Annotated in this window: 18 protein-coding genes; 9 read left to right on the forward strand and 9 right to left on the reverse strand. The window is 44.3% G+C overall.

What is annotated here, in order from left to right; genetic code table 11:
* The first annotated feature begins 65 nt into the window (after positions 1-65).
* From BFN00_RS10635 to secB, 3 genes are read left to right on the forward strand one after another with little or no spacing between them, the layout of a single operon-like run.
* Positions 66-473, forward strand: a complete 408-nt coding sequence (locus BFN00_RS10635; protein ID WP_004278386.1) for a rhodanese-like domain-containing protein — start codon at positions 66-68, stop codon at positions 471-473.
* 21 nt (positions 474-494) lie between these two features.
* The gene (gene grxC, locus BFN00_RS10640) at positions 495-749 is read left to right on the forward strand and encodes a glutaredoxin 3 (protein ID WP_004278388.1); all 255 of its coding nucleotides are present in this window, start codon (positions 495-497) and stop codon (positions 747-749) included.
* Positions 750-787: 38 nt separating this feature from the next.
* Entirely contained in the window at positions 788-1246 is a 459-nt protein-coding gene (gene secB / locus BFN00_RS10645; RefSeq protein WP_004647439.1) for a protein-export chaperone SecB, read from the forward strand.
* A gap of 175 nt (positions 1247-1421) precedes the next feature.
* Here the strand turns inward: secB and BFN00_RS10650 are convergent, their stop codons facing one another.
* The 7 genes from BFN00_RS10650 to BFN00_RS10680 form a co-directional block, all read right to left on the reverse strand.
* Entirely contained in the window at positions 1422-2228 is an 807-nt protein-coding gene (locus BFN00_RS10650) for an enoyl-ACP reductase FabI (RefSeq protein WP_004647438.1), read from the reverse strand.
* A 127-nt stretch (positions 2229-2355) separates the two neighbouring features.
* Positions 2356-3177 (reverse strand): TatD family hydrolase, encoded by an 822-nt coding sequence (locus BFN00_RS10655; RefSeq protein WP_071851581.1) that lies wholly within the window; start codon positions 3175-3177, stop codon positions 2356-2358.
* Complete coding sequence (locus tag BFN00_RS10660) at positions 3174-4130, reverse strand: RsiV family protein (protein ID WP_071851583.1); 957 nt, start codon at positions 4128-4130, stop codon at positions 3174-3176. Before BFN00_RS10660 ends, BFN00_RS10655 begins: the two co-directional genes overlap by 4 nt.
* 44 nt (positions 4131-4174) lie before the next feature.
* Positions 4175-4999, reverse strand: a complete 825-nt coding sequence (locus tag BFN00_RS10665; protein ID WP_005250706.1) for a hypothetical protein — start codon at positions 4997-4999, stop codon at positions 4175-4177.
* A gap of 111 nt (positions 5000-5110) precedes the next feature.
* Positions 5111-6703 (reverse strand): peptide chain release factor 3, encoded by a 1593-nt coding sequence (locus BFN00_RS10670; RefSeq protein ID WP_004647433.1) that lies wholly within the window; start codon positions 6701-6703, stop codon positions 5111-5113.
* Positions 6704-6847: 144 nt separating this feature from the next.
* Positions 6848-8704 (reverse strand): EAL domain-containing protein, encoded by a 1857-nt coding sequence (locus tag BFN00_RS10675; protein WP_071851585.1) that lies wholly within the window; start codon positions 8702-8704, stop codon positions 6848-6850.
* A 435-nt stretch (positions 8705-9139) separates the two neighbouring features.
* Positions 9140-11326, reverse strand: coding sequence for a carboxy terminal-processing peptidase (locus BFN00_RS10680; protein WP_071851586.1), 2187 nt, complete (start codon positions 11324-11326; stop codon positions 9140-9142).
* Between the two features lie 200 nt (positions 11327-11526).
* Here BFN00_RS10680 and nagZ point away from each other — a divergent pair, with 200 nt between their 5' ends.
* Positions 11527-12549 (forward strand): beta-N-acetylhexosaminidase, encoded by a 1023-nt coding sequence (gene nagZ / locus BFN00_RS10685; protein ID WP_071851588.1) that lies wholly within the window; start codon positions 11527-11529, stop codon positions 12547-12549.
* Between the two features lie 122 nt (positions 12550-12671).
* A complete protein-coding gene (locus BFN00_RS10690) occupies positions 12672-13535 on the forward strand; it encodes a class I SAM-dependent methyltransferase (RefSeq protein WP_071851590.1) in 864 nt (287 codons plus the stop codon).
* Positions 13536-13563: 28 nt separating this feature from the next.
* On the opposite strand, the gene BFN00_RS10695 is transcribed toward BFN00_RS10690, so the two are convergent.
* Complete coding sequence (locus BFN00_RS10695) at positions 13564-14901, reverse strand: alpha/beta fold hydrolase (protein WP_071851593.1); 1338 nt, start codon at positions 14899-14901, stop codon at positions 13564-13566.
* 322 nt (positions 14902-15223) lie between these two features.
* Here BFN00_RS10695 and BFN00_RS10700 point away from each other — a divergent pair, with 322 nt between their 5' ends.
* From BFN00_RS10700 to pta, 3 genes are all read left to right on the forward strand, one after another.
* Entirely contained in the window at positions 15224-16489 is a 1266-nt protein-coding gene (locus BFN00_RS10700) for a glutamate-5-semialdehyde dehydrogenase (RefSeq protein WP_071851601.1), read from the forward strand.
* A gap of 448 nt (positions 16490-16937) precedes the next feature.
* On the forward strand, positions 16938-18158 hold the full coding sequence (locus BFN00_RS10705) for an acetate/propionate family kinase (protein WP_071851596.1): 1221 nt from the start codon (positions 16938-16940) through the stop codon (positions 18156-18158).
* A gap of 54 nt (positions 18159-18212) precedes the next feature.
* The gene (gene pta, locus BFN00_RS10710; protein WP_071851597.1) at positions 18213-20351 is read left to right on the forward strand and encodes a phosphate acetyltransferase; all 2139 of its coding nucleotides are present in this window, start codon (positions 18213-18215) and stop codon (positions 20349-20351) included.
* A gap of 231 nt (positions 20352-20582) precedes the next feature.
* Here the strand turns inward: pta and BFN00_RS10715 are convergent, their stop codons facing one another.
* A complete protein-coding gene (locus tag BFN00_RS10715) occupies positions 20583-20822 on the reverse strand; it encodes a DUF2171 domain-containing protein (protein WP_005107915.1) in 240 nt (79 codons plus the stop codon).
* A 720-nt stretch (positions 20823-21542) separates the two neighbouring features.
* Here BFN00_RS10715 and BFN00_RS10720 point away from each other — a divergent pair.
* Complete coding sequence (locus tag BFN00_RS10720; protein ID WP_071851599.1) at positions 21543-23069, forward strand: fumarate hydratase; 1527 nt, start codon at positions 21543-21545, stop codon at positions 23067-23069.
* Positions 23070-23121: the final 52 nt, after the last annotated feature.

A 23121-nucleotide genomic window follows, 5' to 3' on the forward strand; every position in this document is an offset into this window, starting at 1 on the left:
TGATTTTGATCACCATATTTATGAGCTATACTCTTGGCAATTTTAAAATTGTAATTAGGTGAATTGTGGAACGTTGGTTCGAGTTTATGGGGAATCACCCCTTCTTATTTGGAACACTCGCGGTATTAGTGGTTTTGTTCTTCATTATCGAAGGTCAACGTAACGGTCGCAAAATTTCTCCGCAATCGCTGGGAATTTTAGTCAAAGCAAAAAATGCCATGCTGATTGATTTACGTGATGCCAAAGACTTCCGTGAAGGTCATATCAGCGGCAGCCGTAATATTCCATATAGCCAGATTACAAAACATGTTGAAGAGCTGAAAGCATCTGATCGCCCTTTGGTGTTCATTTGTAACCTTGGACAGGTGGCTGGTACTGCATTACAGCAGGTTGGTCATGCCGATGCCTACCGTCTTGATGGCGGCGTCAGCAACTGGAAAGCTCAAGGTTTACCTTTGGTGAAAAGCAAATAATCCACGAACAGGAGATTGATCATGGCTGAAGTTACTATTTACTCGACGACAGTGTGTCCTTATTGCGTGCGTGCAAAACAGCTACTGGAACGTAAGGGTGTGGCATATAAAGAGATTAACTTGTCTCAAGAAGCGCCTGAAGTACGTCTTGAATTGATGCAGCGTACCAATCACCGTACCGTGCCACAAATTTTTATTAATGATCAGTTCATCGGTGGTTTTGACCAACTTTATGCTTTAGAGCGTGAAGGCAAACTTGATGAATTGCTGGCTTAACCTTACTAAAATTATCACTTCATATTAAGGATCAAAAAATGAGTGAAGAACAACAAGCTCAACCACAATTGGCATTAGAGCGTATTTACACCAAAGATATTTCTTTTGAAGTTCCTGGGGCACAAGTTTTTACCAAGCAATGGCAACCTGAGTTAAACATCAATCTTTCTTCTTCTGCAGAAAAAATTGATGAAACTCATTTTGAAGTAGCTTTGAAAGTCGTGGTTCAAGCAACCAACGAAGGTGATACCGCGTTTATCGTTGATGTGACTCAAGCTGGTATTTTCTTGGTGGATGGCGTTGAAGAAGAGCGTCTTCCATATATCCTGGGTGCATACTGTCCGAACATCCTGTTCCCGTTCCTACGTGAAGCAGTGAATGATATGGTGACTAAAGGCAGCTTCCCACAGTTGCTACTTACACCAATCAACTTCGATGCTGAATTTGAAGCCAATATGCAACGTGCGCAAGCCGCTGCTGTGGATGGTCAAGCTTAATCGCTATCCTTCAAATCTAAAAAAGACCGCTTATGCGGTCTTTTTTATTGCCTTGAGTGGCCTCCCCCTTTATCAAAGGGGGAATGAGGGGGATTTTAATCATTTCCTCATTCAGAGGAAGAAGTCATTCCCCTCTCTCTAACTCTTTCCCTGAGGGAGAGAGGACTTATAGGATTTATTCCGCATCCGCCATCAAATCAGCGCTCATACCAACAGTATTAAAACCAGCATCAACATACAGGATTTCACCAGTAATCCCGTTAGCCCATGGCGAGCACAGGAACAATGCAGCATTACCGACATCTTCAATCGTCACATTACGTTTTAATGGAGCAACTTTCTCATTCAGGTCAAGCATTTTACGGAATGATTTAATACCTGAAGCTGCCAAGGTACGGATTGGACCCGCAGAGATCGCGTTCACACGAATACCTTCCTGACCCAAGCTAGACGCCAAATAACGTACGCCTGCTTCTAAAGAGGCTTTGGCCATACCCATCACGTTATAGTTTGGCATTACACGCTCAGAACCTTGATAGGTCAATGTCAGCAAACAGCCTTGACGGACTTGCAGCAAAGGTTTTGCCGCACGTGCCATTGCAATAAAGCTATAAGCACTGATGTCATGTGCAATATTAAAGCCTTCACGATCCGTGATCTCGGTGAAGTCACCATCTAGCGTATGTGCCGGTGCAAAACCGATAGAATGCACTACGCCGTCCAGACCATCCCAGTGTTTAGCCAGTTCGGCAAATGCATGGTCAATTTCAGCATCGACTGCCACATCACAAGGAAAAACCAGTTTCGAACCAAACTGTTCAGCAAAGTCATCTACCCGCTTTTTCAGCTTTTCATTTGGATAAGTAAAAGCCAATTCAGCACCTTCACGATGCAATGCCTGAGCAATACCAAAAGCAATCGATAATTTACTCGCAATGCCCGCGATCAAGAAGCGCTTACCCGCCAAAAGTCCTTGTGCCATGTGAATCTCACCTAAAAGAATGTATATAGCATGATGCCAAGTCTGGAGCGTTTTAGAAATTGCATAATGCACCTTTTTTTCTTTTTATGATGAACTGGGAATTTAAGACTGAGTTAAGAGCGTTCAATTAAATGGTCAAATGCAGGGCCTGATGAGTATTTTGCCAGAGCTGTTCAGCCAGTTCATCTTTGTGCATATGTAGACTCTTTGCCAGTCCTTGCAGCACATAAGGTAAATTTGCAGGTGTATTTCGGGTACGTTGCTCGGTCGAGCTTTGACAACAGAGTGGCGTCATATCCGGACAGTCAGTTTCCAATACCAGATGTTCTGGTCCGACATACTGCACCACTTGATGAAGTTTTTTGGCATTTAGATTGGTGATTTGCCCGGTGATGCCCAGTTTGAATCCTAATTTGATAAAGGCCTTGGCTTCCTCAATCCCACCACCAAAGGCATGCGCAATGCCGCCCTGTTTAAACTGCTGTTGTTTTAAAATCTGCAAAACCTCCGCATGTGATTTGCGGATATGCAGCAAAACCGGCTTATCGAATTGCTGTGCCAGCTCCAGTTGTGCAGCAAAAAAATCTTTTTGTTTCTGGAAAATTTCAGCCTGTTTGTGCTGTTTTAAAAAGGTATCCAGACCGATTTCGCCAATGGCAATACAATGCTCATTTTTAAGCAGCTGCTCCAGCTCCTGTAAATGATCAGTCTGGTGCTGTTCAATATAAAACGGATGCAGGCCCGGCGCTAAATGACTTTGCGGTGCATTTTCCAGGTCATTGATAAATTGATGGGTTCTTAACAGATCCGCAAAACGGTTTTGCAAAAAACCAATTAAAACCAGATGCTCGACACCTGCCGCTTTGGCCGCATACGCCAACTGTTCCCGATCAGGATCAAAATCGGGAACATCAAAATGGGTATGCGTATCAAACAATTTTAAGGTCATTTGGCTTTTGCAACAGGTGCTGGCTGTGCCTCAGAGGCAGCTTTTTCAGTTTGAGGCAGATATTCGGGTTTTAGTACACCTTGTAGCTGCTCATAAGGAATCATTAAACGTGGCAAGCCAACCACATATGGCCCAATTTCATATTCGGCATATTGCAAGACCAGACCTTGTTGAGCCAGATAGAAATTATCGGTGAGTTTGAACTTCCAGGCCTGCTCATATTCAGCTACATCTTTGGCCAGCTTGGATTCTACCACCCAGTTTTTAAACGCATCATAAGCACGCGCTTCCAGTTGGGCTTTCTGTTTGGCCGCAATAATGTCATCCAGCTTGACCAGTTTCTTCTGCTCAAGATCAAAATTATAATAAGTCTGTGCAGATGCGCCGTGTGCTCCTCCCAGATAATAACTGCTGTTCAGAACCACTGTCGCCAACGGATCTCCTGAATTCAAAATCTTGGGCTTAATCATCAGGCTAATACTATGACTGGCGCTCAGAGCTTTAAGCTCCTTATCCAGATTTAAAAAAGTCTGCATATAGGGTTGGGTTTGCTGCTCAAGCTGCTGTTTCGGTGTGGTCACTGTGGCCAAAGCCGCTTTGGGTTCAGAGGCAGCCGCTTCTGCTTCGCTGGCAGCGCTCACTTTTGCCGGTTCAATCGCATCAACAGACAGGATATTTTTCAACTGTTGCAGAATCTGCTGGTCGATCCATTCATCAATAAAGCCCTGATTACTGTTCAGACGTTCAATTGAGATTTCCGGACAGCTTTTGTCTTCACACTCTGGAATCGCCAACTTGAGCTTTTCGGTATCGCCGCTGAGTTTAAGTGCTTCGGCTTGTAGCGCCTCGGAAGCACCTGAGTCTTCCGGCTCATTACCCTTCGGCTGGCAGGCACTCAGCAAGATTGCTGATGCCAGGACGGATAGACAAAAGATATTCTTGTATTTTGGCATTCATTCACCTTTTTGGAACCTGTACGCTTGCAGGATCGTGAGCTTTAAAACATATGCTGATAGATATCAGCTTTCAAGACCTGTTGTGTTTGTTGTTTTGTTAAATAAATATCCAGTTGTTTGGCGTCTTTGCTAATTTCATGGCTGCGAAAATGCAGCCCAATGCCTTCCTGATCAAAGAACCAGTCAGCCTGTCCCCAATACAGTTTTTTCGGCGCTTTCTGCTGAACTTGCTGATCGTTTTCTTTGAGCCATGTATCATAGGCTTGCTGAATAATCTGATCCATTACTAACTGTTGCTTAGGATCGACAATATCCAGTGGGGTTAGCATTTTCTGCTGGCGACGATCAGCCACAAAAAAATAATAGCGCTCATGCACGCTGACATTTTCCTGTTTGGTATCGACCCCAATCTGCATCAACACATATTGGTTGCGCTGGTAAGGAATACGGGTATATAGCGATAACTCATAAGCCTTGTTCAGATTGAGCTGCGCCTGCCACGCATCCGATTTTTTTACATAGGCATTGATCGCCTGCTGTAAATTCATGTCCTGTTTCAAGCCGATTTGATCCTGAATCACTTTGGCCTGCTGCTTTTCAATCCATTGGTTCATCCATGGATCAACCGTATGCAAGGTCTGAATATCCAGATTGATACAGTTTTTATTTTCACAAAATGGCAAGGCAATTTTAGCCGGCTGCTCTTGAATATTCAGATAAGGCAAAACATCTGCGGTCTGCTGAGCTGCGGTCATTTTCTCATTTTGCGGAGTATTAACAGGCTCTTTTTCGCTTTGATCACAGCCACTCAGGACAAGACTTAAACCAATCACAGAACCGAGGACGACTTCCTTGCTGAGCTTCATTCTCTTTGCTATATCTATCGAGTTATTAATTGCTTAAATGTAGCATAAAATAAAACAGCTTCCGGAGAAGCTGTTTGATATTTTTAAACTTTAGCTGCGAAGCCTGAAATTTTAGTGTTCACGCGTATTGTGGAACACGATGTCCGGATAACGTTCTTGCATGAGCTGCAAATTCACGCGGCTTGGTGCAAGATATGTCAAATGACCACCACCATCGACAGACAACTGGTCATGAGCTTTTTTCTTGAATTCGTTGAATTTCTTCTCATCATCGCAAGACACCCAACGTACTGTGTTGATGCTGACCGGTTCGTAAACACAGTCGACCTTGTATTCTTCTTTCAGACGGTAAGCCACCACTTCAAACTGTAGCACACCTACAGCACCCACGATCAGGTCGTTGTTATTCTGTGGCATGAATACCTGGGTTGCCCCTTCTTCAGAAAGCTCTTTCAGACCTTTTTGCAATTGCTTGGATTTTAGTGGATCTTTCAAGCGGACACGGCGGAACATTTCAGGCGCAAAGTGTGGAATACCGGTAAACTGAAGTTTCTCACCCGAGGTAAATGTATCACCGATCTGAATGGTGCCATGGTTATGCAGACCAATAATATCACCCGGCCAGGCTTCTTCCAGATGCTGACGATCGCCAGCAAGGAAAGTTAAGGCATCGCTGATGCGCACATCTTTATCCAGACGTACGTGTTTCATCTTCAAGCCTTTTTCATACTTGCCTGAACAGATCCGCATGAAAGCAATACGGTCACGGTGCTTCGGATCCATATTGGCCTGAATCTTGAAGACGAAACCGGTAAAGCCTTCTTCATCCGCTTCCACAACACGATCTTGGGTCGGATGGGCTTTAGGAGATGGCGCATATTGACTGAAAGCATCCAGAACATGGTCGACACCAAAATTACCCAAGGCTGTACCGAACAACACAGGCGTTTGACGACCCGCCAGAAATTCTTCGCGGTCTAAAGGCTCATTGGCCATTTGTACCAGTTCAAGCGATTCTTCAAATGCCGCCCAAGCCAGTTCACCCACTTTCTCACGAAGATCAGGATAGTCATAACCATCACGCACTTCGATCTCAGTAATCACTGAACCGAAACCGGCTTTATACACGTAGAATTTTTCTTCGATTAAATTAAATACACCGGCAAAATCACGGCCTGTACCGAGTGGCCAGGTGATCGGGACACATTTAATTTTCAGAACGTTTTCGATTTCATCCAGAAGCTCAAGCGGCTCACGGATTTCACGGTCCATTTTATTGACGAATGAAATGATCGGGGTATCGCGCATCCGACACACTTCCATCAGTTTAATGGTTCGGTCTTCGACACCTTTTGCCCCGTCAATCACCATCAGCGCCGAGTCTACCGCGGTTAGGGTACGGTAGGTATCTTCCGAGAAGTCTTCATGTCCCGGAGTGTCCAGAAGATTAATCATCTTGTCTTTAAAAGGAAATTGCATCACTGAGGTGGTAATCGAAATACCACGCTCTTTTTCCATTTCCATCCAGTCCGATGTTGCGGCCCGGTCAGATTTACGGCTTTTTACCATCCCGGCCACCTGAATGGCCTGACCCCATAACAGCAATTTTTCTGTCATGGTAGTTTTACCGGCATCGGGGTGGGAAATAATAGCGAACGTACGTCGCTGGGCGACTTGTGCCGCCAGTTCTTGCTTAAAGCTCATGAAATACACCTACTGCTCAATGCACAGCATTCGAGATCAAATTCGATCAATATGAAAAAAATTGGCGATATTGTAGCAGAGTTTCAGGGTGGAGTTCCGTGAGCCATGTTGTCTATCTATCCTGACGCTCAATGAATTAGAGCGCTATTCATGGAATTGTAAGTTTTCTAGTCGTTGTTCATCTCCCGGCAAGCCCAGCAAAAAGCCTTGTAACTGTTCACAACCGAGCCGGGTTAAAATTTCTGCTTGCGCTTCTGTTTCAACACCTTCGGCGGTCACCACCAAGCCCAGTTTTATGGCCAGCTGAATAATGCTTTCCAGAATCATTTCTTCTTTGGAGCCGACTGCCAGATTTTTGATAAATTCCCGGTCAATTTTTAACTCATCTACGGCGAAATTCTTTAAATAGAGAAAACTGGAATGCCCTGTACCAAAATCATCAATGGCTAGACGGATGCCCATTTGTCTTAAGCGCTTAAAGCTGCGCATACTCACATCAATATGATGCATGGCAGTCGATTCAGTAATCTCGATCATTAAATGCTGAGGACTGATTTTATATTGTGCAAATAACTTTTCTAAAGTACTAAACAGATGCTTATGTTCAAATTGTACCGCAGACAAATTGACCGCGATAGGGAAAAATTCAGTATGTGTCCGTTGCCATTTTTGAATCTGCTGACAAGCCAGTTCCAATGCCCAATAGCCCATTTGAATAATCAATCCAGTTTTTTCAGCCGCATTGATAAACAGATTCGGGCCGAGCAAACCAAACTGGGGATGATTCCAGCGAATTAATGCCTCTACCCCACACAAGCTACGATCCTTGGTCCGAAACTTGGGCTGATAGAACAATACAAACTGTTGTTCTTCCACCGCTTTGTACAGATCATTAATCAGAGTACTCTGGCTTTTGCTTTCATCCTGGTCGGTAGAATAATTAAAGACTGAATAGGTATTGCGTCCCTGATATTTTGAACTCAGCATGGCAGCATCGGCATTGACCAGCAGATCCTGTAAATTCTTGCCGTGTTCCGGATACATGGCAATGCCAATACTGCCCGAGATATGAATACTCTTGCCCTCAATCAGGAAACTTTCCTGAATCAGTTCAAGAATCTGTTCTGACATTTTTGCAGCTTTGGCGACTGAGGTATTTTCCAGCACCAGCAGAAATTCATCTCCGCCGATTCTGAGCAGCTTGGAATGATGACCTAATAACAGATGAATCCGCGTGGTCAATTGAATCAGCAACTGATCGCCGACCAGATGACCAAACACATCATTGACCGCCTTAAAACGGTCCAGATCAATGTATAAAAAGGCTATTTCATGCTGCTGTTCGGACTGACCTGAAAACAGCAGATTTGCATATTCAGCCAGATACAAACGGTTAGGTAATTTGGTCAGATTATCCTGAATGGTCTGATTTTCAATTTGTTGATTGGCCCATGCAAGCTGACGGTTGCGTAATCCTACACGCAGTTCGGACACGACGATACAAATCAACGTTACTAGCAGCAATCCACTCATCAGTACCATGGCCAGAAACAGCTGATCATGAGCCTGAACCAATTCCGGTGACTGTTGCACATGGGCGGAAGTAAAATTGAATGCCATCATGCTAATAGAGTGCATGCCAAAGATGCCGAGTGCGATCACACCTGCTACGAGAACTGCCCGGAAAAATGACCAAGTACTTCTGGTACTTAACCAGAGGGTAAACATAGAGGTAATACATATCACCAGAACAGACAGAAGCATCAAGCCCAAATTCATCTCATATTTATTCAGCACAAAACCTGCTGTCAGCCCAATAAAATGGATCAACCAGATCAATAGGCCCAATAGCATGGCGGTTAGCATTAAACTGAAGGTTTTAAAGTTTGACTGCGAAGTGCCTGAAGTAAATTTTTTAATCCGTGCGATGAGATAGCAAGCGACCAATGCAGAAAGAACGGAGCTGATGACCAAACCAATATCATGCTGAATATCAATCATATAAAATGTTCCCCATCGGTGATCATTTTTATTATGCTCTGCACTGATATTTCCATTTTCACCCGGTCAAATTTGAACTCAGTAAAATCTCAAGACTGACCATCCATGCAAGCCAATTGATCTGCAACAGCATCAGTCTTAACTAAAATTTAGAATTTATATTTCTTTCATTCAAGGTTGAGAATTGCCCCAAAAATAAGACTCAACAGAAAAATAAAATATGACTTATATATTAGAAGTGTTTCAAATTTAAGCAAATATTTAGCTTCATTTTTTTAGCTCATTTATTCGATCACCATCACAATTTTTTTCTTTTTATTTAGACAGATGGCACTTCATAGCAAAATTTTATTTGGTCTTTTGTGCAGATTTGCAAAATAAAAAAATAGCCTGTCGAAACAGGCTATTTTAATGAATGATAAATAAAGTTAAATCTTAGGATTTTTTCTGTAATTTGGCATAGTCCAGTAACACATTTGCCGCTTCAATCACAAACGCTTCTTCTTCAGGCAGAGCCGGACGTTCTTTGGCCTTCATCTTGGCACGTGTTTCAATCAAGGCATCCAGTGAAGCCTGATAACTTTCCCAGTTTGGATAAGGTTTCAGACCTGTTGCAGCACGGCGCGTGTTTTCTGCATCCAGCGTTTTTTGCTCCATGGCAATCAACTCAGCTTTACGCTGTTGCAAGTCCAGTACCTGACGTTTCTCTTCTTCGGCTTTCTTCATCACGGCTTTACGCTGTTCTAAATACTTGAACTGAGAATCCAGTGTGACCCGTTGCTGAGAAAGTTTAGCTAATTCAGGAACGTATTTCTGTACAGCCCCTTCACGTTTAAATGGTGCCGTTGGAATAGTATCCCACTGCAAGGCATTTTTAGCCTTACGCTCACCAAACTCTTCGTTATAAATATCGACCAGTTTAATGTCCGGAACAACCCCTTTATTCTGGGTACTACCACCGGTCACACGATAGAATTTACGCTGCGTCAGCGTCGCCTGACCATGCGCCAAACTATCCAGTTGCACCTGTGCTGTACCTTTACCGGTGGTGGTACTACCAATCACAATCCCGCGTTCATAATCCTGAATCGCAGCAGAGTAAATTTCACTGGCCGATGCAGAGGCCAGATTCACCATCACTGCCAATGGACCCGCATAAGTTTGTGCACCACCATCATCATCCTCAAAGACGCTGACATTGCCATTGCCATCACGGATCTGTACCACTGGACCAGACTTGATTACCTGCCCCAACATACGTGCCACTTCTTCCAGTGAACCGCCCGGGTTATTCCGCAAATCGACAATAATTCCGGCAACATTCTTCGCTGCCAGCTCTTTCAAGGCTTTGTTGGTATCTTCAGACACCGAACGATAATCGGTACCGGCACGGCGTGCGCGATAGTTCAGGTAGAACGACGGAATTTCGATCACACCATATTGATATTTTTTACCGTCACGTTGAATGTCGACTACACGTGTACGTACACCAGCATCTTCTTCCTGAATCACGTCACGGGTAATAGTCACATTACGTGCCTGCCCCATGGCAGCACCCGCACCGAGCAAGCGTAGAGTGACTTTCGTGCCACGTTTACCACGAATCAGACCGACAATTTCATTACTTGGCCAGCCAATGACATCTACCATTTGCTCGCCGTCTTGGGCTACACCAATGATACGATCACCTGATTTAACTTGACCGGATTTGCTGGCCGGACCACCTTCAACGATGGTTTCAATCTTGGTATAATCTTCATTGCCACGCTCCGGACGAATCGATACGCCGACGCCTTCCAGCTGTAAAGTGGTCTGACGATTCAGCTCCATCGCATCCACAGGCGGGAAGTAATTACTGTGCGGATCATAAGTCAGCATCATCGCGTTCAGTGTCTTGTCGAGCACATCATCGCTCTTGATGCGGCTGAGACGTTCCAGCTGACGGGTATAACGCTTGGTTAAGGTTTGCGCAGGCGTCAGATCTTCAGGACCCGTCAGGTCTTGTCCATTCGCCAGTTCCGGATTGGCTTTCAGGGCTTTCTGCTTGGCCAATTCCTCTTCTTTACTGATGGTCAAATTGATCAGCTGAGACACCAGCATTTTCGACCAATGCGCGCGCTGTTCAGCCTCAGTTTTAAAGAACGGCGCTTTTTCACGATCCGTTTCGATATAAACATTCGGCTGATTCAGATTTTGCGGTTTTTTCAGTTCATTCAACATATAGGTGTAGAACTGCTGCAATCGCTGTTGATATTGCGCATGCATTTCATAAGGGCCAGACAAATTGCCGGCTTTCAGATTGGCACCAAAATTGGCACCATAGCGTTTCTTATAGTTTTCAACTTCTGGAGCCAGAAACAGACTGTGTTCCGGATCAAGACTATCAATATAGAAATCAAAAATACGCTGCGAAGTCTGGGCATCCAGACGCATATTTAAATAATGCTGACGGTCAACCAGGGTTGCCAGCTGACGTGACACCAGCGCCTGCTCTTGAGATGGCTGAATTGCTTTACTGACCACTTCATTACTATTGGCCGCAATCGCATCATTCACTACATGGGTAAAAAAGAATCCACCTGTCGCAATCGCAACTGCGCAAGCTATAGTTTGAAATTTCATAAATAATTCGTACTTCCTTGGCCTAGAGACCAATTTGACCGTGTTGCTTTTCGACCAGAATTTAACGTATTCAGCATCTTAAACAACTTAATATGTTTATGTCGTGTAGTTTTATCATATTCTGTGCTGACAAAGTGTAGCAAATCATTGCAGAATTCAGGTATTGTTTTCTCCGAAAAACTCTAAAACGGATTCCGCATATGATTGGCGCATTGATGCTCGACATCGCAGGCACAACCCTCACTCAAGAAGATATTGAACTATTAAGTGCGCCGCAAGTCGGTGGAGTGATTTTATTTGGTCGCAATATCGAATCTCCGGCCCAAGTCCGTGCTTTGACCGATCATATGCGTCAGGTGCGTCCTGATATTTTAATTGCAGTCGATCAGGAAGGCGGTCGTGTCCAGCGTTTAAGACAAGGCTTTACCTTGCTGCCTGCCATGGGGAAATTTGGCGAACTTTATACGAGCGATCCACAGCGTGCCCTTGAACTGGCTGAAAAATGCGGCTGGCTGATGGCAACTGAAGTTCTCGCTGTTGGCATTGATTTCAGCTTTGCACCGGTATTGGACTTGAATGACATCAGTGATGTGATCGGTGATCGTAGCTTTGCCCAAAATATTCAGGACATTATTCCACTCGCCAGTGCATTTCTAAAAGGTATGAAACGTGCCGGTATGGCTTCAACTGGTAAACATTTCCCCGGTCATGGCTCGGTCAAAGCGGATTCACATGTTGCTGCAGCAATTGATACGCGCTCCTATGCAGAAATCCAGCAAAAAGATATGCAAACATTTATCCAACTGCAACCACAACTGGATGCGCTGATGCCGGCTCATGTCATCTATAGTCAGGTCGATCCCAATCCAGCCGGATTCTCTGAATTCTGGATTCAGAAAGTTTTACGTCAGGAACTTGGTTTTGACGGTGTCCTGTTCTCAGATGATTTAAGCATGCAGGCCGCATGTGTCGCAGGCGGTGCCGATGCCCGAATTCAGGCCGCACTCAAAGCGGGTTGTGATATGGGGCTAGTCTGCAATGATCGTACAGCACAATGTATTGCACTGGAAGGGATTGTTGATTTGCCCCTCCCGAACCAGCAACGCCTGGAACGTATGCGCGGCAACATCCCGAACATTCAGATTGGTGACGAACTGGATCTGGGTCAAGAATGGCGCGAGATTCGTGATGAAATACTGGCATTTAAACAGCAGTCCAGCTAAAACTTTTTAAATCCAATCAATATGAAAAAGGGGCACGACAAGGTGTTCCTTTTTTATTATAGTAATGAAAAGTTTACACTTTTATTTAATCAACTTAAAAATAACAATAAGGTCAGAACTATATGACAGACTCACTTTCGCAACATCGCCATATTTCTTTTACGGCGCACTATACCGGCTATATCTGGTATCAAATGGGGATCTCACATCCAGCCTTTGCTACATCCAAAGGCAAGTTTCTGGCCAAACTGTTGCATCCACTTGAATCCTGGGCGGAACGCCATGTTGGCGGTAGCATGCGTACGACACTTAAGCAGCGCCATCAGATGATTGATGAGCATCTGTGTCAACTAATTGAGCAACACCCACAACTTCAGGTTCTTGAAATTGCCTGCGGACTATCTCCACGCAGTTGGAATTTTAGACAGAAATTTTCCGAGATTAATTATCGTGAACTGGATCTGCCCGATATGGCCAAGATCAAGACCCAGGCTTTACAGCAAATTGATCAGCATGCACCCGAAGTCCTGACTGCCGATATTTTTAGTAAAGAGTTGGACTGTATTTTTCAAATGTTTGACCGCAACCAACCCTTGGTCGTCATTAGTGAAGGACTGATTAATTATTTTGCTCAGCACATGCTGTTTACCTTATTAAAAGGCGTCACGGAATATGGACAGCAATTTAGCGAAATCCATTATCTCAGTGATATTTATCCTGAACCGGTCAAAAATAAATTGGCAAGTTTTATCTGGAGCAGTAGCCGTCTGCTTAAATTCATGTCTCGCAGTGCGTTTACCTTTCATTTTAAATCTTCCCAAGAACTGCAACACTTTTTTCAAGATGCAGGATTTGACCAGATTGAGGTACAACAACCCCAACGTTATTTTGCCGAGCCTCGTCAGCCAAACCCGACACCAGAACAAGATGAACATTTAGGTGATCTGGTGTGGATGATTCATGCAGTGAAAAAAAACAGCGTTTAAGTACGCTGTTTTTTATGATGATGTTTTTTTAAATTGCCGCATCAAATACTTCAGCTTGTGACAGCATTTTTTGCATTTGTATGAAGTGCAATAAGCGTTCTGCGACTTCAAAACTGCCATGTTTAAATAAAGCACGCAGCTGGGTATCATCCTGTTCAAAGATTAGGCATTCAATCTGAAATTCCCCTGCTTCATCTTCCAGATGCAAGGCCAAGTCACGAGGATAAGTTGCCGCACATACTGCCCATTCTACATCTAGCTCTAGTAATACCCCAAAGAAATTCATGTCCACGATCTCTGCTTTTAAAATGAGATCAGAATGACGATGACTGAGGAAGCGCTGTGAGTCTTGCACCTGAATCCGCTCTTCACCGCGACGTTCAAGCTGCTGTATCTGTTCGCGAGTGAATGGAATAATGCCATCCAGTTGATCAACAGCCTCATCACGCAAGAAAGTTGCAAACAGATGCATGGTTTCTTTACGACGTTGCAGCTGTGGTACATGATCGGCGCCTGCAATTTGCACGTACTGCATATCCGGGCATTGCAGGGCAAAATTCGCATTTTCATGTGGCAAGGTAAAACTGTCATATTGCCCACATGCCACCAGCACTTTGCACTGCGGAATCGGCACATTGGTCAGACGCAATAAACGGTTGCAATTGATATCATAACGATCCTGTTCAGTCGCAGTGAATTCTGACATCTGCTTGAAGAACAAACGCTTTGCAGTCGGTGACATCCGGGTTTCTGTCAAACGTGCATGATTCACCAGATACAAAATCACGGCCTGACCAAATTCATCCATACGCTGTTCTTTCATCAGGTGTAGGGATTCTTCCAGCAGCATCCGCCAGCTTTTACGGGTTTTCTGCATCACCCCCATCAGGATCATCCGCTCGACCAGTTCAGGACGCTGATCTGCCAGACAGGAAGCTACCACTGATCCTAAGGACATGCCTAAAATTGCCACTTGCGGTAGCTGCATCTGCTCCAGCCAGCGCCCTAGCATCGCCGCAAGGTCTTCAAGCTCCAGTATTCCTGCAGAAAGACCTGTGTCGACATTACTAATCTGCTGGTTGGCCCCCATGGACGGCAGATCTATCAAAATGATGGGACCTGCATCAAAAAGCTGTTCTACACAGTATTTGTAGGAATTAAAATTCTGGAAAGCGCCCCCAATGATCACCATGGGTCTTAAATGTAAGGTATCTGGACGGGCGATCGCCATATATTCTATTTTCCAGCCATCCATCCAGGTGGTGCGTGGCGGCTGCTTAAAACTGTGCTTATCATAAAGATCAAAAAAACCATCGTGGCTATGTTGTTCCAATACATGGGCGTCCATGTGGATAATGGAATTCATATTCCTTTTCCTCCGTCCTTGCCTTATTTTTATTGTGCAAGTCATGATTAACAGATCTTATATTTCAGGCGCATTCCGGTGTGCCTGAACACGCATCCTGCTCTTTAATAATTATAAATGACATCAATGTCGCGTGTTTCATTCTATACAGAGCTGCTTTTCACAAGCAACCGCTTCAGTGACCACTTATCTGCTTTTAAACAGAAAACAATTTCAAAATGTTTAGAAGTCAGCGAAAACGGATGATTTTTAACAGATGGGCTTCATTGTGCAGCAGCAGGCTGTTAATATCGAAATGAAATTTCTAAGTGATCAAACCGCTATGCAAGAGTTTATTGAACAATATATGCAAACGGTAGGACAGCAGGCACGCCAGGCGTCTCGCATTTTGGCTCGCGCGTCCACCCAAACCAAAAACAATGCACTATCCGCTATTTATACGGCTTTGGAAAATAGCCAAACTGCTATTTTGGCTGCTAACCAGAAAGATATGACCAAGGCGCATAACAACAATCTGGACCCAGCCCTGCTTGATCGCTTAGAACTCAACCCCGCACGCTTTAAAGGTATGTTACAGGGCTTAAAAGATGTCATTGGCCTGAAAGATCCGATTGGTGAAATTAGTGATATGGCTTATCGCCCATCCGGGATTCAACTGGGCAAGATGCGTGTGCCTTTGGGTGTGGTCGGCATGATCTACGAATCACGTCCTAACGTCACGCTGGAAGCGGCATCACTGGCACTCAAATCAGGCAATGCCATTATTTTACGGGGCGGCTCAGAAGCGCTGGAATCGAATCAGGCAATTGCAACTTCGATTCAGCATGGTCTGAAAGTCGCAGGCCTGCCTGAGGCTGCCGTACAGGTCGTGAATACGACTGACCGCGCTGCAGTGGGCCAGTTGATTACCATGACTGAATATGTGGATGTGATTGTGCCTCGTGGCGGCAAGAGCCTGATCGAACGGATTACCGAGGAAGCACGCGTACCGGTCATTAAACATTTAGATGGCAATTGTCATGTCTATGTGGAAGCCCAAGCGGACTTGTTGAAAGCATTGCCGATTGCGCTCAATGCCAAAACCCATCGCTATGGCGTATGTAATGCTATGGAAACCCTGTTGGTCGATGAAAAAGTCGCTGAAGAATTCTTGCCACGCATCGCAGAGCTTTACCAAGAGAAACAAGTCGAACTGCGTGGTTGCCGGGAAACCCAGCGTATTCTTGGAGATGCAGTTATTACGGCCACTGAAGAAGACTGGTATACCGAGTATCTGGGTCCAATTCTGGCGATCAAAGTGGTCTCTGGCATAGAAGAAGCCATTGAGCACATCAACCAATATGGCTCGCATCATACCGATTCCATCATTACAGAAAACTACAGTCTGGCTCGCGAGTTTCTGGCGGGTGTAGATTCAAGTTCGGTCATGATCAATGCCTCTACTCGTTTTGCAGATGGTTTTGAATATGGCTTAGGCGCAGAAATCGGGATTTCGACCGATAAAATCCATGCTCGTGGCCCAGTCGGTCTTGAAGGCCTGACTTCCCAGAAATGGATTGTCTTTGGTGATGGTCAGATTCGCCAATAAGTATTCAGATCGCTCATTTAAAACCGCCTCATTTATGAGGCGGTTTTAAATGGGCAGATAAATTCACACTGAAATAGATAGATCAGAACCTTCGGGTCATTTTATTGATAAATCTCTTTATAGAATTGTATTTAGAAACAATATTTGCCTTTTCAGAGGCTAAACTAAAAACCAATCTGTTGCAAAATAAACTTTAAGCAGGATTTAGCATTTTATTGATTATATTTTCAGCATCATTTTATTTATAAATGAAAACTATGAACTGATAAATTTTAGTTATTATTGTTAAATCGGTCGATAATGCTTAAGTCTAATCTGCTAAAGTCTATCTAGGACAGAAAAAAAACAAATGTTAAAACATATTCATTGATCTGGATTGCTGCTTCATTGTCCGCAATTGGGTCAAGCAAATGGACGAGAATTTTAATTAAAAATTGGGTAATCAATCGTGTCTAAATCAGTATTAGTTATTAATTGTGGCTCTTCTTCAATCAAGTTTGCATTACTTCTTGAGGAGCAGAATTTCCGTATTCATGGTTTAGCTGAGAACTTAGGCACAGAGAATGCTCGCATTAAAGGCGTGACGGTTGGCAATGAGCCGGTCGATATCCACATTCCATTTGCTGACCACAAAAAAGCACTCGAAGTCGGTCTGGAACGTCTGGCCAACTACCGTCCAGATGCCATCGGTCACCGTGTGGTACATGGTGGCAGCCTGACCAAGGCTGAACTGATCAATGACGAGATTATTGAAAAAATTCGTGAAGCAACGCCGCTTGCGCCATTACACAATCCGGCTCATCTGATTGGCATCGAAGCCACCAAACGTTTATTCCCGGAATTACCACAGATTGCGGTATTTGACACCGCCTTCCACCAAACTATGCCAGCACATGCATATCGCTATGCCCTGCCAAAATTTCTGTACACATCACATGGTGTGCGCCGCTATGGTTTCCACGGCACCAGTCATGCTTATGTTTCAGAGCGTGGTTCTGAACTGGCAGGCAGTTTTAAACAAGGTGGCTGGTTAACAGCGCATTTAGGCAATGGTAGCTCGACCTGTGCCGTTTGGAATGGGCAAAGTGTAGATACTTCAATGGGCTTAACCCCGCTTGAAGGCATTGTTATGGGCACACGCAGTGGTGATGTTGATCCAAGCCTGCATAGCTTTCTGGCGAAAAACCTGGGTTGGGACATTTATAAAATTGACAAGATGCTGAATAGCCAAAGTGGTCTTTTGGGCTTGTCTGATCTGTCCAATGACATGCGTACCCTGATTGAAGCATCAGAACAAGGCAATGAAGATGCCAGCCTTGCGATTGAAGTATTCTGCTACCGTTTAGCCAAGTCCTTGGCCGCTCTAAGCTGTGGTCTGCCACGTCTTGATGGTCTGTTCTTCACTGGCGGCATTGGCGAAAATTCAGCGTATATCCGCGAAAAAACCATGACTTACCTGCCACACTTCGGCTTTAATCTGGATAAAAATGCCAATAATGAGTTGAAACGCGGTACCGAAGGCCGGATCGATTCAGGTACAGGCCCACAAATCTGGGTAGTGCCAACAGATGAAGAAGGCCGTATTGCTCAGGAAGTTCAAAGTGTGGTTGAGCTTGAAGTGGAGCGAAATACTGCAAAAAAGTCTAAAGCTGAGGTAACGCCTGCATAAGCAGGCTTAGCCACTTTTTAACTGATTTTTATTATTCTGCGACTGACATAACTTATGAAAACAATTTTATTGGTTCCCACTGGGGAAGGCGTAGGCTTAACTTCTGCATGTTTGGGCCTGATTTATGCACTGGAATGCCAAGGGGTAAAAGCTGGTTTCCTGAAACCTTTTGCTCAGGAATTGAATGAAATCGAAGACCGCACCACGGCTTTGTATCGTCATATTTCTCAAAGTGAAACGGTGGAACCCATCCGTTATAGCAAAGTCTTGCAGCAGATCAATCTGGGTGAACAAGATGAATTGCTTGAAGAAGCGGTACGTTTGCATCGTCAAATTGCCAAACAGCATGACCTGATTATTGTCGAAGGTTTGTTGCCAAATACTCAGGACAGTTTTGCCGATGATTTGAATGCTTCACTGGCACAAGCACTGGATGCCAAAGTTATTGTCGTCAGCAATGCCAATATTCAGCAGCCAAGCCAAACCGCAGATAAAGTTGAACATCAGCTGCGTAATTTTGGTGGCGCCAGCTCTACCCGTCTGGCAGGTATCATGTTGATGCGCACCAAGGGTCTACCTGAAGAATCTGCGCAGATTCCTGTCACGCTGAATCCGGATTTACGCCTTAAAGCTGAAACCGCAGAATTTATCACCGCCATTCGGCAGACGCATCCGCATATTGGCTCTGAAAAATTGCCAGTGATTGGCTTGGTGCCTTTCAGTAAAACCTTAAGTGTGCCGCGTATGTCTGATCTGGCAGCCCATATTTCTGCCTACTGGATCAACGAAGGCGAAGCCAAACAGCGCCGTGTGCAACACAGTAGCCTGATTTCAGCCAATATTGAACATGAATTGCATAAATTCGTGGCTGGCGAATTAATTATTAGTGCCTCCGACCGAATTGATGTATTACTGGCAAGTAGTCTGGCCAGTAGTAACGGGATTCCTTTGGCCGGTCTGGTACTGACTGAACATCAACAGCCAAATGATCATGTATTAGAGTTTTGTCAGACTGCCATCAAGCAAGGTTTACCAATCCTACACACGCCACTCAGCACGTTTGAAACCGCACAAAAACTGGCAAATCTCAGCAATGAAATTCCAGTGGATGATACTGAACGTGCAGATCAGGTGACACGTTTTGTTTCAAGCCATATCAATCCGGAATGGCTGAATCAAATGTTGAATGGTTCTTATAAGCCACGTCTGTCACCTTCCGCTTTCCGTCATGAACTGGTACAGAAATCGATTGCTGCGAAAAAACGTATTGTACTGCCAGAGGGTGATGAACCGCGCACTGTACAGGCGGCAGCGATCTGTCAGTCCCGTGGAATTGCCCAATGTATTTTGTTGGCCAAACCTGAAGCTGTGCTAGAAGTAGCCAAAGCTCGCGGTATTGAATTGCCTGAAGATCTGGAAATTCTTGATCCGGATCTGGTGCGTGAAAACTACATCGACAAGATGGTGGAGCTGCGTAAAGGCAAGCTCAACGAACTACAGGCCCGTGAACAACTGCAAGATACAGTAGTACTTGGCACCATGATGCTGGCGCTGGATCAGGTTGACGGTTTGGTGTCGGGTGCAGTGCATACCACGGCGAATACGGTACGTCCTGCTTTCCAGCTGATTAAGACTGCTCCGGATTACTCACTGGTATCTTCCGTATTCTTTATGCTGTTGCCAGATGAAGTCTATGTGTATGGTGACTGTGCGATCAATCCGGACCCTGATGCAGAACAGCTGGCCGAAATTGCAATCCAGTCCGCCGATTCTGCCAAAGCCTTTGGTATAGATCCACGCATTGCCATGATTTCCTATTCGACAGGAACTTCGGGTACTGGCGCTGATGTGGAAAAAGTCGCGGAAGCTACACGCATTGCCAAAGAACGTCGTCCTGACCTGTTGATTGATGGGCCATTACAATATGATGCAGCATCGGTGGAAAGCGTGGGGCGCCAAAAGGCACCTGATTCACAAGTGGCTGGACGTGCCAATGTATTTATCTTCCCGGATCTGAATACCGGTAACACGACCTATAAAGCGGTACAACGTGCTGCCAATGTAGTCAGTGTTGGACCAATGCTGCAAGGCTTGAATAAGCCGGTCAATGACCTGTCGCGTGGTGCCTTGGTCGATGACATCGTGTTTACCATTGCCTTAACCGCGATTCAGGCCGAGCAGCAAGAAGCTTAATACTTCTTGAATTTAAGTTTTCCAAACCATCTGATTGAAAAATCAGGTGGTTTTTTTATAAAAAAACACTCATAGCTTCAATAAATTCAGCACGCGATCATTATCTCGTTTTAATACACAATAAAAATGCCAGTCTTTCGAACTGGCATTTTCAACGATTACCCATAAAGTCTGTGACATAAAAAATTGAGCTGAGGCAGCCCTGCTTTTCAGTCCACTGACTTTAATTTTTTATAAGGTGGTCCACTCTTTATGCACGTCTTCCGCCGTTTTATTGAGCACCACACTATCGTCTTTGATTTCGCTTACCCAACTCAAGGGAATCAGATGATGCTCATTATTTTCATCATCACTTCTTGTTAATTTAATTGAATCCTGACCTTCTAAATGGTCTACTTTCCCGACTTGAGTACCACATGAAGCAATGACTGAAGCATGTTCTTTAATATCACTTGCATTAAAATTGTTCATTCTACTTGCCTGTTTCTAGAAGTTGAGAGAAACAGTCTAAGCAATAAAAAATGCCGCATGTGTAAGGGTTTTCAGGCTTTGAGTTTTTCTGGGTTAAAAATGTAAATGGTCAACATGGCTTGAGTAAGCTATAGGAAAGATACTTTTTAAATTTGAGTTTTCAAATGTTTTTATAGTTTGATGAACTGGATCTGAAGATTTGAAGATTTGAAGATTTGAAGATTTGAAGATTTGAAGATTTGAAGATTTGAAGATTTGAAGATAGCTTAATTCTTTGAGGTTTTAAAATAGGAGAAAGAAGATAAGCTTAGGCTTGCTCTTCTTTCTGGCCATACATCCAAGTTGCAGCGATATATACACAAAAACCAGCCGCCATCAAAATACCTGTAACCATTGTTAGGATCTCCCGTTTCAATAGCTGCATTATGTAAAAGTTTTATGACAGTTATATGACAATCTGATTTTTTGTTAATTTTTAAATAAATAATTAAATTCAATCACTTAAAAAAAATCATCAAAATTATGCATATTTTTTATCTGAAATATGACACCGAATATGACAACTTGCTGTCATATTTGACCCATTGAATAGCTAAAGCCCCTAATCCGATTGCTTAAACTATAAACTTTCGGCCAATGCTCGCCCAAAATGCCCACAACCCGATTCTTTTGTCTTATAATTTAGCCCGCTAGCTATCAGCCCGCTCAAGAGATATTTGTATGACAACTATTATCAAGCAAGATGACTTGATCACATCAGTTAAAGATGCGCTTCAGTTCATTTCTTACTATCACCCACAAGACTTTATCCAAGCGATGAGCCGTGCGTATGATCGTGAAGAGAACAAAGCTGCTAAAGATGCGATCGCACAAATCTTAATTAACTCACGCATGTGTGCAGAAGGCCACCGCCCAATCTGTCAAGATACCGGTATCGTCAACGTATTTGTTGAAGTGGGCATGGACGTTAAATTCGATTTAACCATGAGCCTGGATGATGCAATCAATGAAGGTGTACGTCAGGGTTATTTAGAAAACTCGAACGTGCTTCGTGCATCAGTTCTGGCAGATCCTGCATTTGGTCGTAAGAACACCAAGGACAACACCCCTGCCGTGATTTACCACAAGCTTGTGCCTGGTAATAAAGTAGATATCACTGTGGCAGCCAAAGGTGGCGGTTCAGAAAACAAATCTAAACTGGCGATGTTAAACCCGTCTGATTCAATCGTGGATTGGGTACTGAAAACTGTTCCGACCATGGGTGCAGGCTGGTGTCCACCAGGTATGCTGGGGATCGGTATTGGTGGTACTGCTGAAAAAGCCATGATGCTTGCCAAAGAAGCATTGATGGAAGAGATCAACATGGACGAATTGCTTCGTCGTGGTCCACAAAGCAAAATGGAAGAGCTTCGTATCGAAATCTTCGAAAAAGTAAATGCTTTGGGTATTGGTGCACAAGGTCTTGGCGGTTTAACCACTGTTCTAGACATTAAGATCAAAGATTACCCATGTCATGCTGCGGGCAAACCAGTCGGTATGATCCCGAACTGTGCTGCGACTCGTCATGCACACTTCACCCTTGATGGTACGGGTGTTGCACACATTCAAGCACCTAAACTTGAAGACTACCCTGCTGTGACTTGGGATTCTTCATCTTCTAAACGTGTTGACCTCGACACGATTACCCAAGAAGAAATGAATAGCTGGAAACCAGGCGATACACTTCTTCTTAACGGTACAATTTACACTGGCCGTGACGCTGCGCATAAACGTATGGTCGACATGCTGAACAATGGTGAAGAACTTCCTGTTGACTTGAAAGGCAAGTTTATCTACTACGTTGGCCCTGTTGATCCAGTCGGCGACGAAGTTGTAGGCCCTGCTGGCCCAACAACGGCTACGCGTATGGATAAATTTACGCGTCAAGTTCTTGAAGCAACTGGCATGTTCGGCATGATCGGTAAAGCGGACCGTGGTCCTGCTGCCGTTGAAGCCATTAAAGACAACCAGGCAACTTACCTGATGGCTGTCGGTGGTGCTGCTTACCTAGTATCTAAAGCCATACGGGAAGCTGAAGTGGTTGCTTTTGCTGACCTGGGTATGGAAGCAATTTACAAGTTTGTGGTAAAAGATATGCCGGTATCTGTAGCGGTTGATGTGAATGGTACTTCTATTCACGCGACTGCACCTAAAATCTGGCAAGCAAAAATTGGTAAGATTCCAGTAGTTGACGCTGCTGCGGGCTAATTTTTACTACAATAAAAAAGCACCCTGAATGGGTAATGCCAGTCAGTTAAGC

The organism is Acinetobacter sp. AR2-3 (assembly GCF_001878775.1).
GTDB classification, from domain to species: Bacteria; Pseudomonadota; Gammaproteobacteria; order Pseudomonadales; family Moraxellaceae; genus Acinetobacter; species Acinetobacter lwoffii_D.

Excerpts from the sequence above, each read along its gene's own strand:
- BFN00_RS10665 (WP_005250706.1), bottom strand. The coding sequence starts at position 4,999 with ATGAAGCTCAGCAAGGAAGTCGTCCTCGGTTCTGTGATTGGTTTAAGT.
- BFN00_RS10695 (WP_071851593.1), bottom strand. The coding sequence starts at position 14,901 with ATGAATTCCATTATCCACATGGACGCCCATGTATTGGAACAACATAGC.
- BFN00_RS10720 (WP_071851599.1), top strand. The coding sequence starts at position 21,543 with ATGACAACTATTATCAAGCAAGATGACTTGATCACATCAGTTAAAGAT.
- BFN00_RS10660 (WP_071851583.1), bottom strand. The coding sequence starts at position 4,130 with ATGCCAAAATACAAGAATATCTTTTGTCTATCCGTCCTGGCATCAGCA.
- BFN00_RS10655 (WP_071851581.1), bottom strand. The coding sequence starts at position 3,177 with ATGACCTTAAAATTGTTTGATACGCATACCCATTTTGATGTTCCCGAT.
- nagZ (WP_071851588.1), top strand. The coding sequence starts at position 11,527 with ATGATTGGCGCATTGATGCTCGACATCGCAGGCACAACCCTCACTCAA.
- BFN00_RS10650 (WP_004647438.1), bottom strand. The coding sequence starts at position 2,228 with ATGGCACAAGGACTTTTGGCGGGTAAGCGCTTCTTGATCGCGGGCATT.
- BFN00_RS10715 (WP_005107915.1), bottom strand. The coding sequence starts at position 20,822 with ATGAACAATTTTAATGCAAGTGATATTAAAGAACATGCTTCAGTCATT.
- BFN00_RS10675 (WP_071851585.1), bottom strand. The coding sequence starts at position 8,704 with ATGATTGATATTCAGCATGATATTGGTTTGGTCATCAGCTCCGTTCTT.
- BFN00_RS10670 (WP_004647433.1), bottom strand. The coding sequence starts at position 6,703 with ATGAGCTTTAAGCAAGAACTGGCGGCACAAGTCGCCCAGCGACGTACG.
- BFN00_RS10680 (WP_071851586.1), bottom strand. The coding sequence starts at position 11,326 with ATGAAATTTCAAACTATAGCTTGCGCAGTTGCGATTGCGACAGGTGGA.
- BFN00_RS10700 (WP_071851601.1), top strand. The coding sequence starts at position 15,224 with ATGCAAGAGTTTATTGAACAATATATGCAAACGGTAGGACAGCAGGCA.
- secB (WP_004647439.1), top strand. The coding sequence starts at position 788 with ATGAGTGAAGAACAACAAGCTCAACCACAATTGGCATTAGAGCGTATT.
- pta (WP_071851597.1), top strand. The coding sequence starts at position 18,213 with ATGAAAACAATTTTATTGGTTCCCACTGGGGAAGGCGTAGGCTTAACT.
- BFN00_RS10690 (WP_071851590.1), top strand. The coding sequence starts at position 12,672 with ATGACAGACTCACTTTCGCAACATCGCCATATTTCTTTTACGGCGCAC.
- grxC (WP_004278388.1), top strand. The coding sequence starts at position 495 with ATGGCTGAAGTTACTATTTACTCGACGACAGTGTGTCCTTATTGCGTG.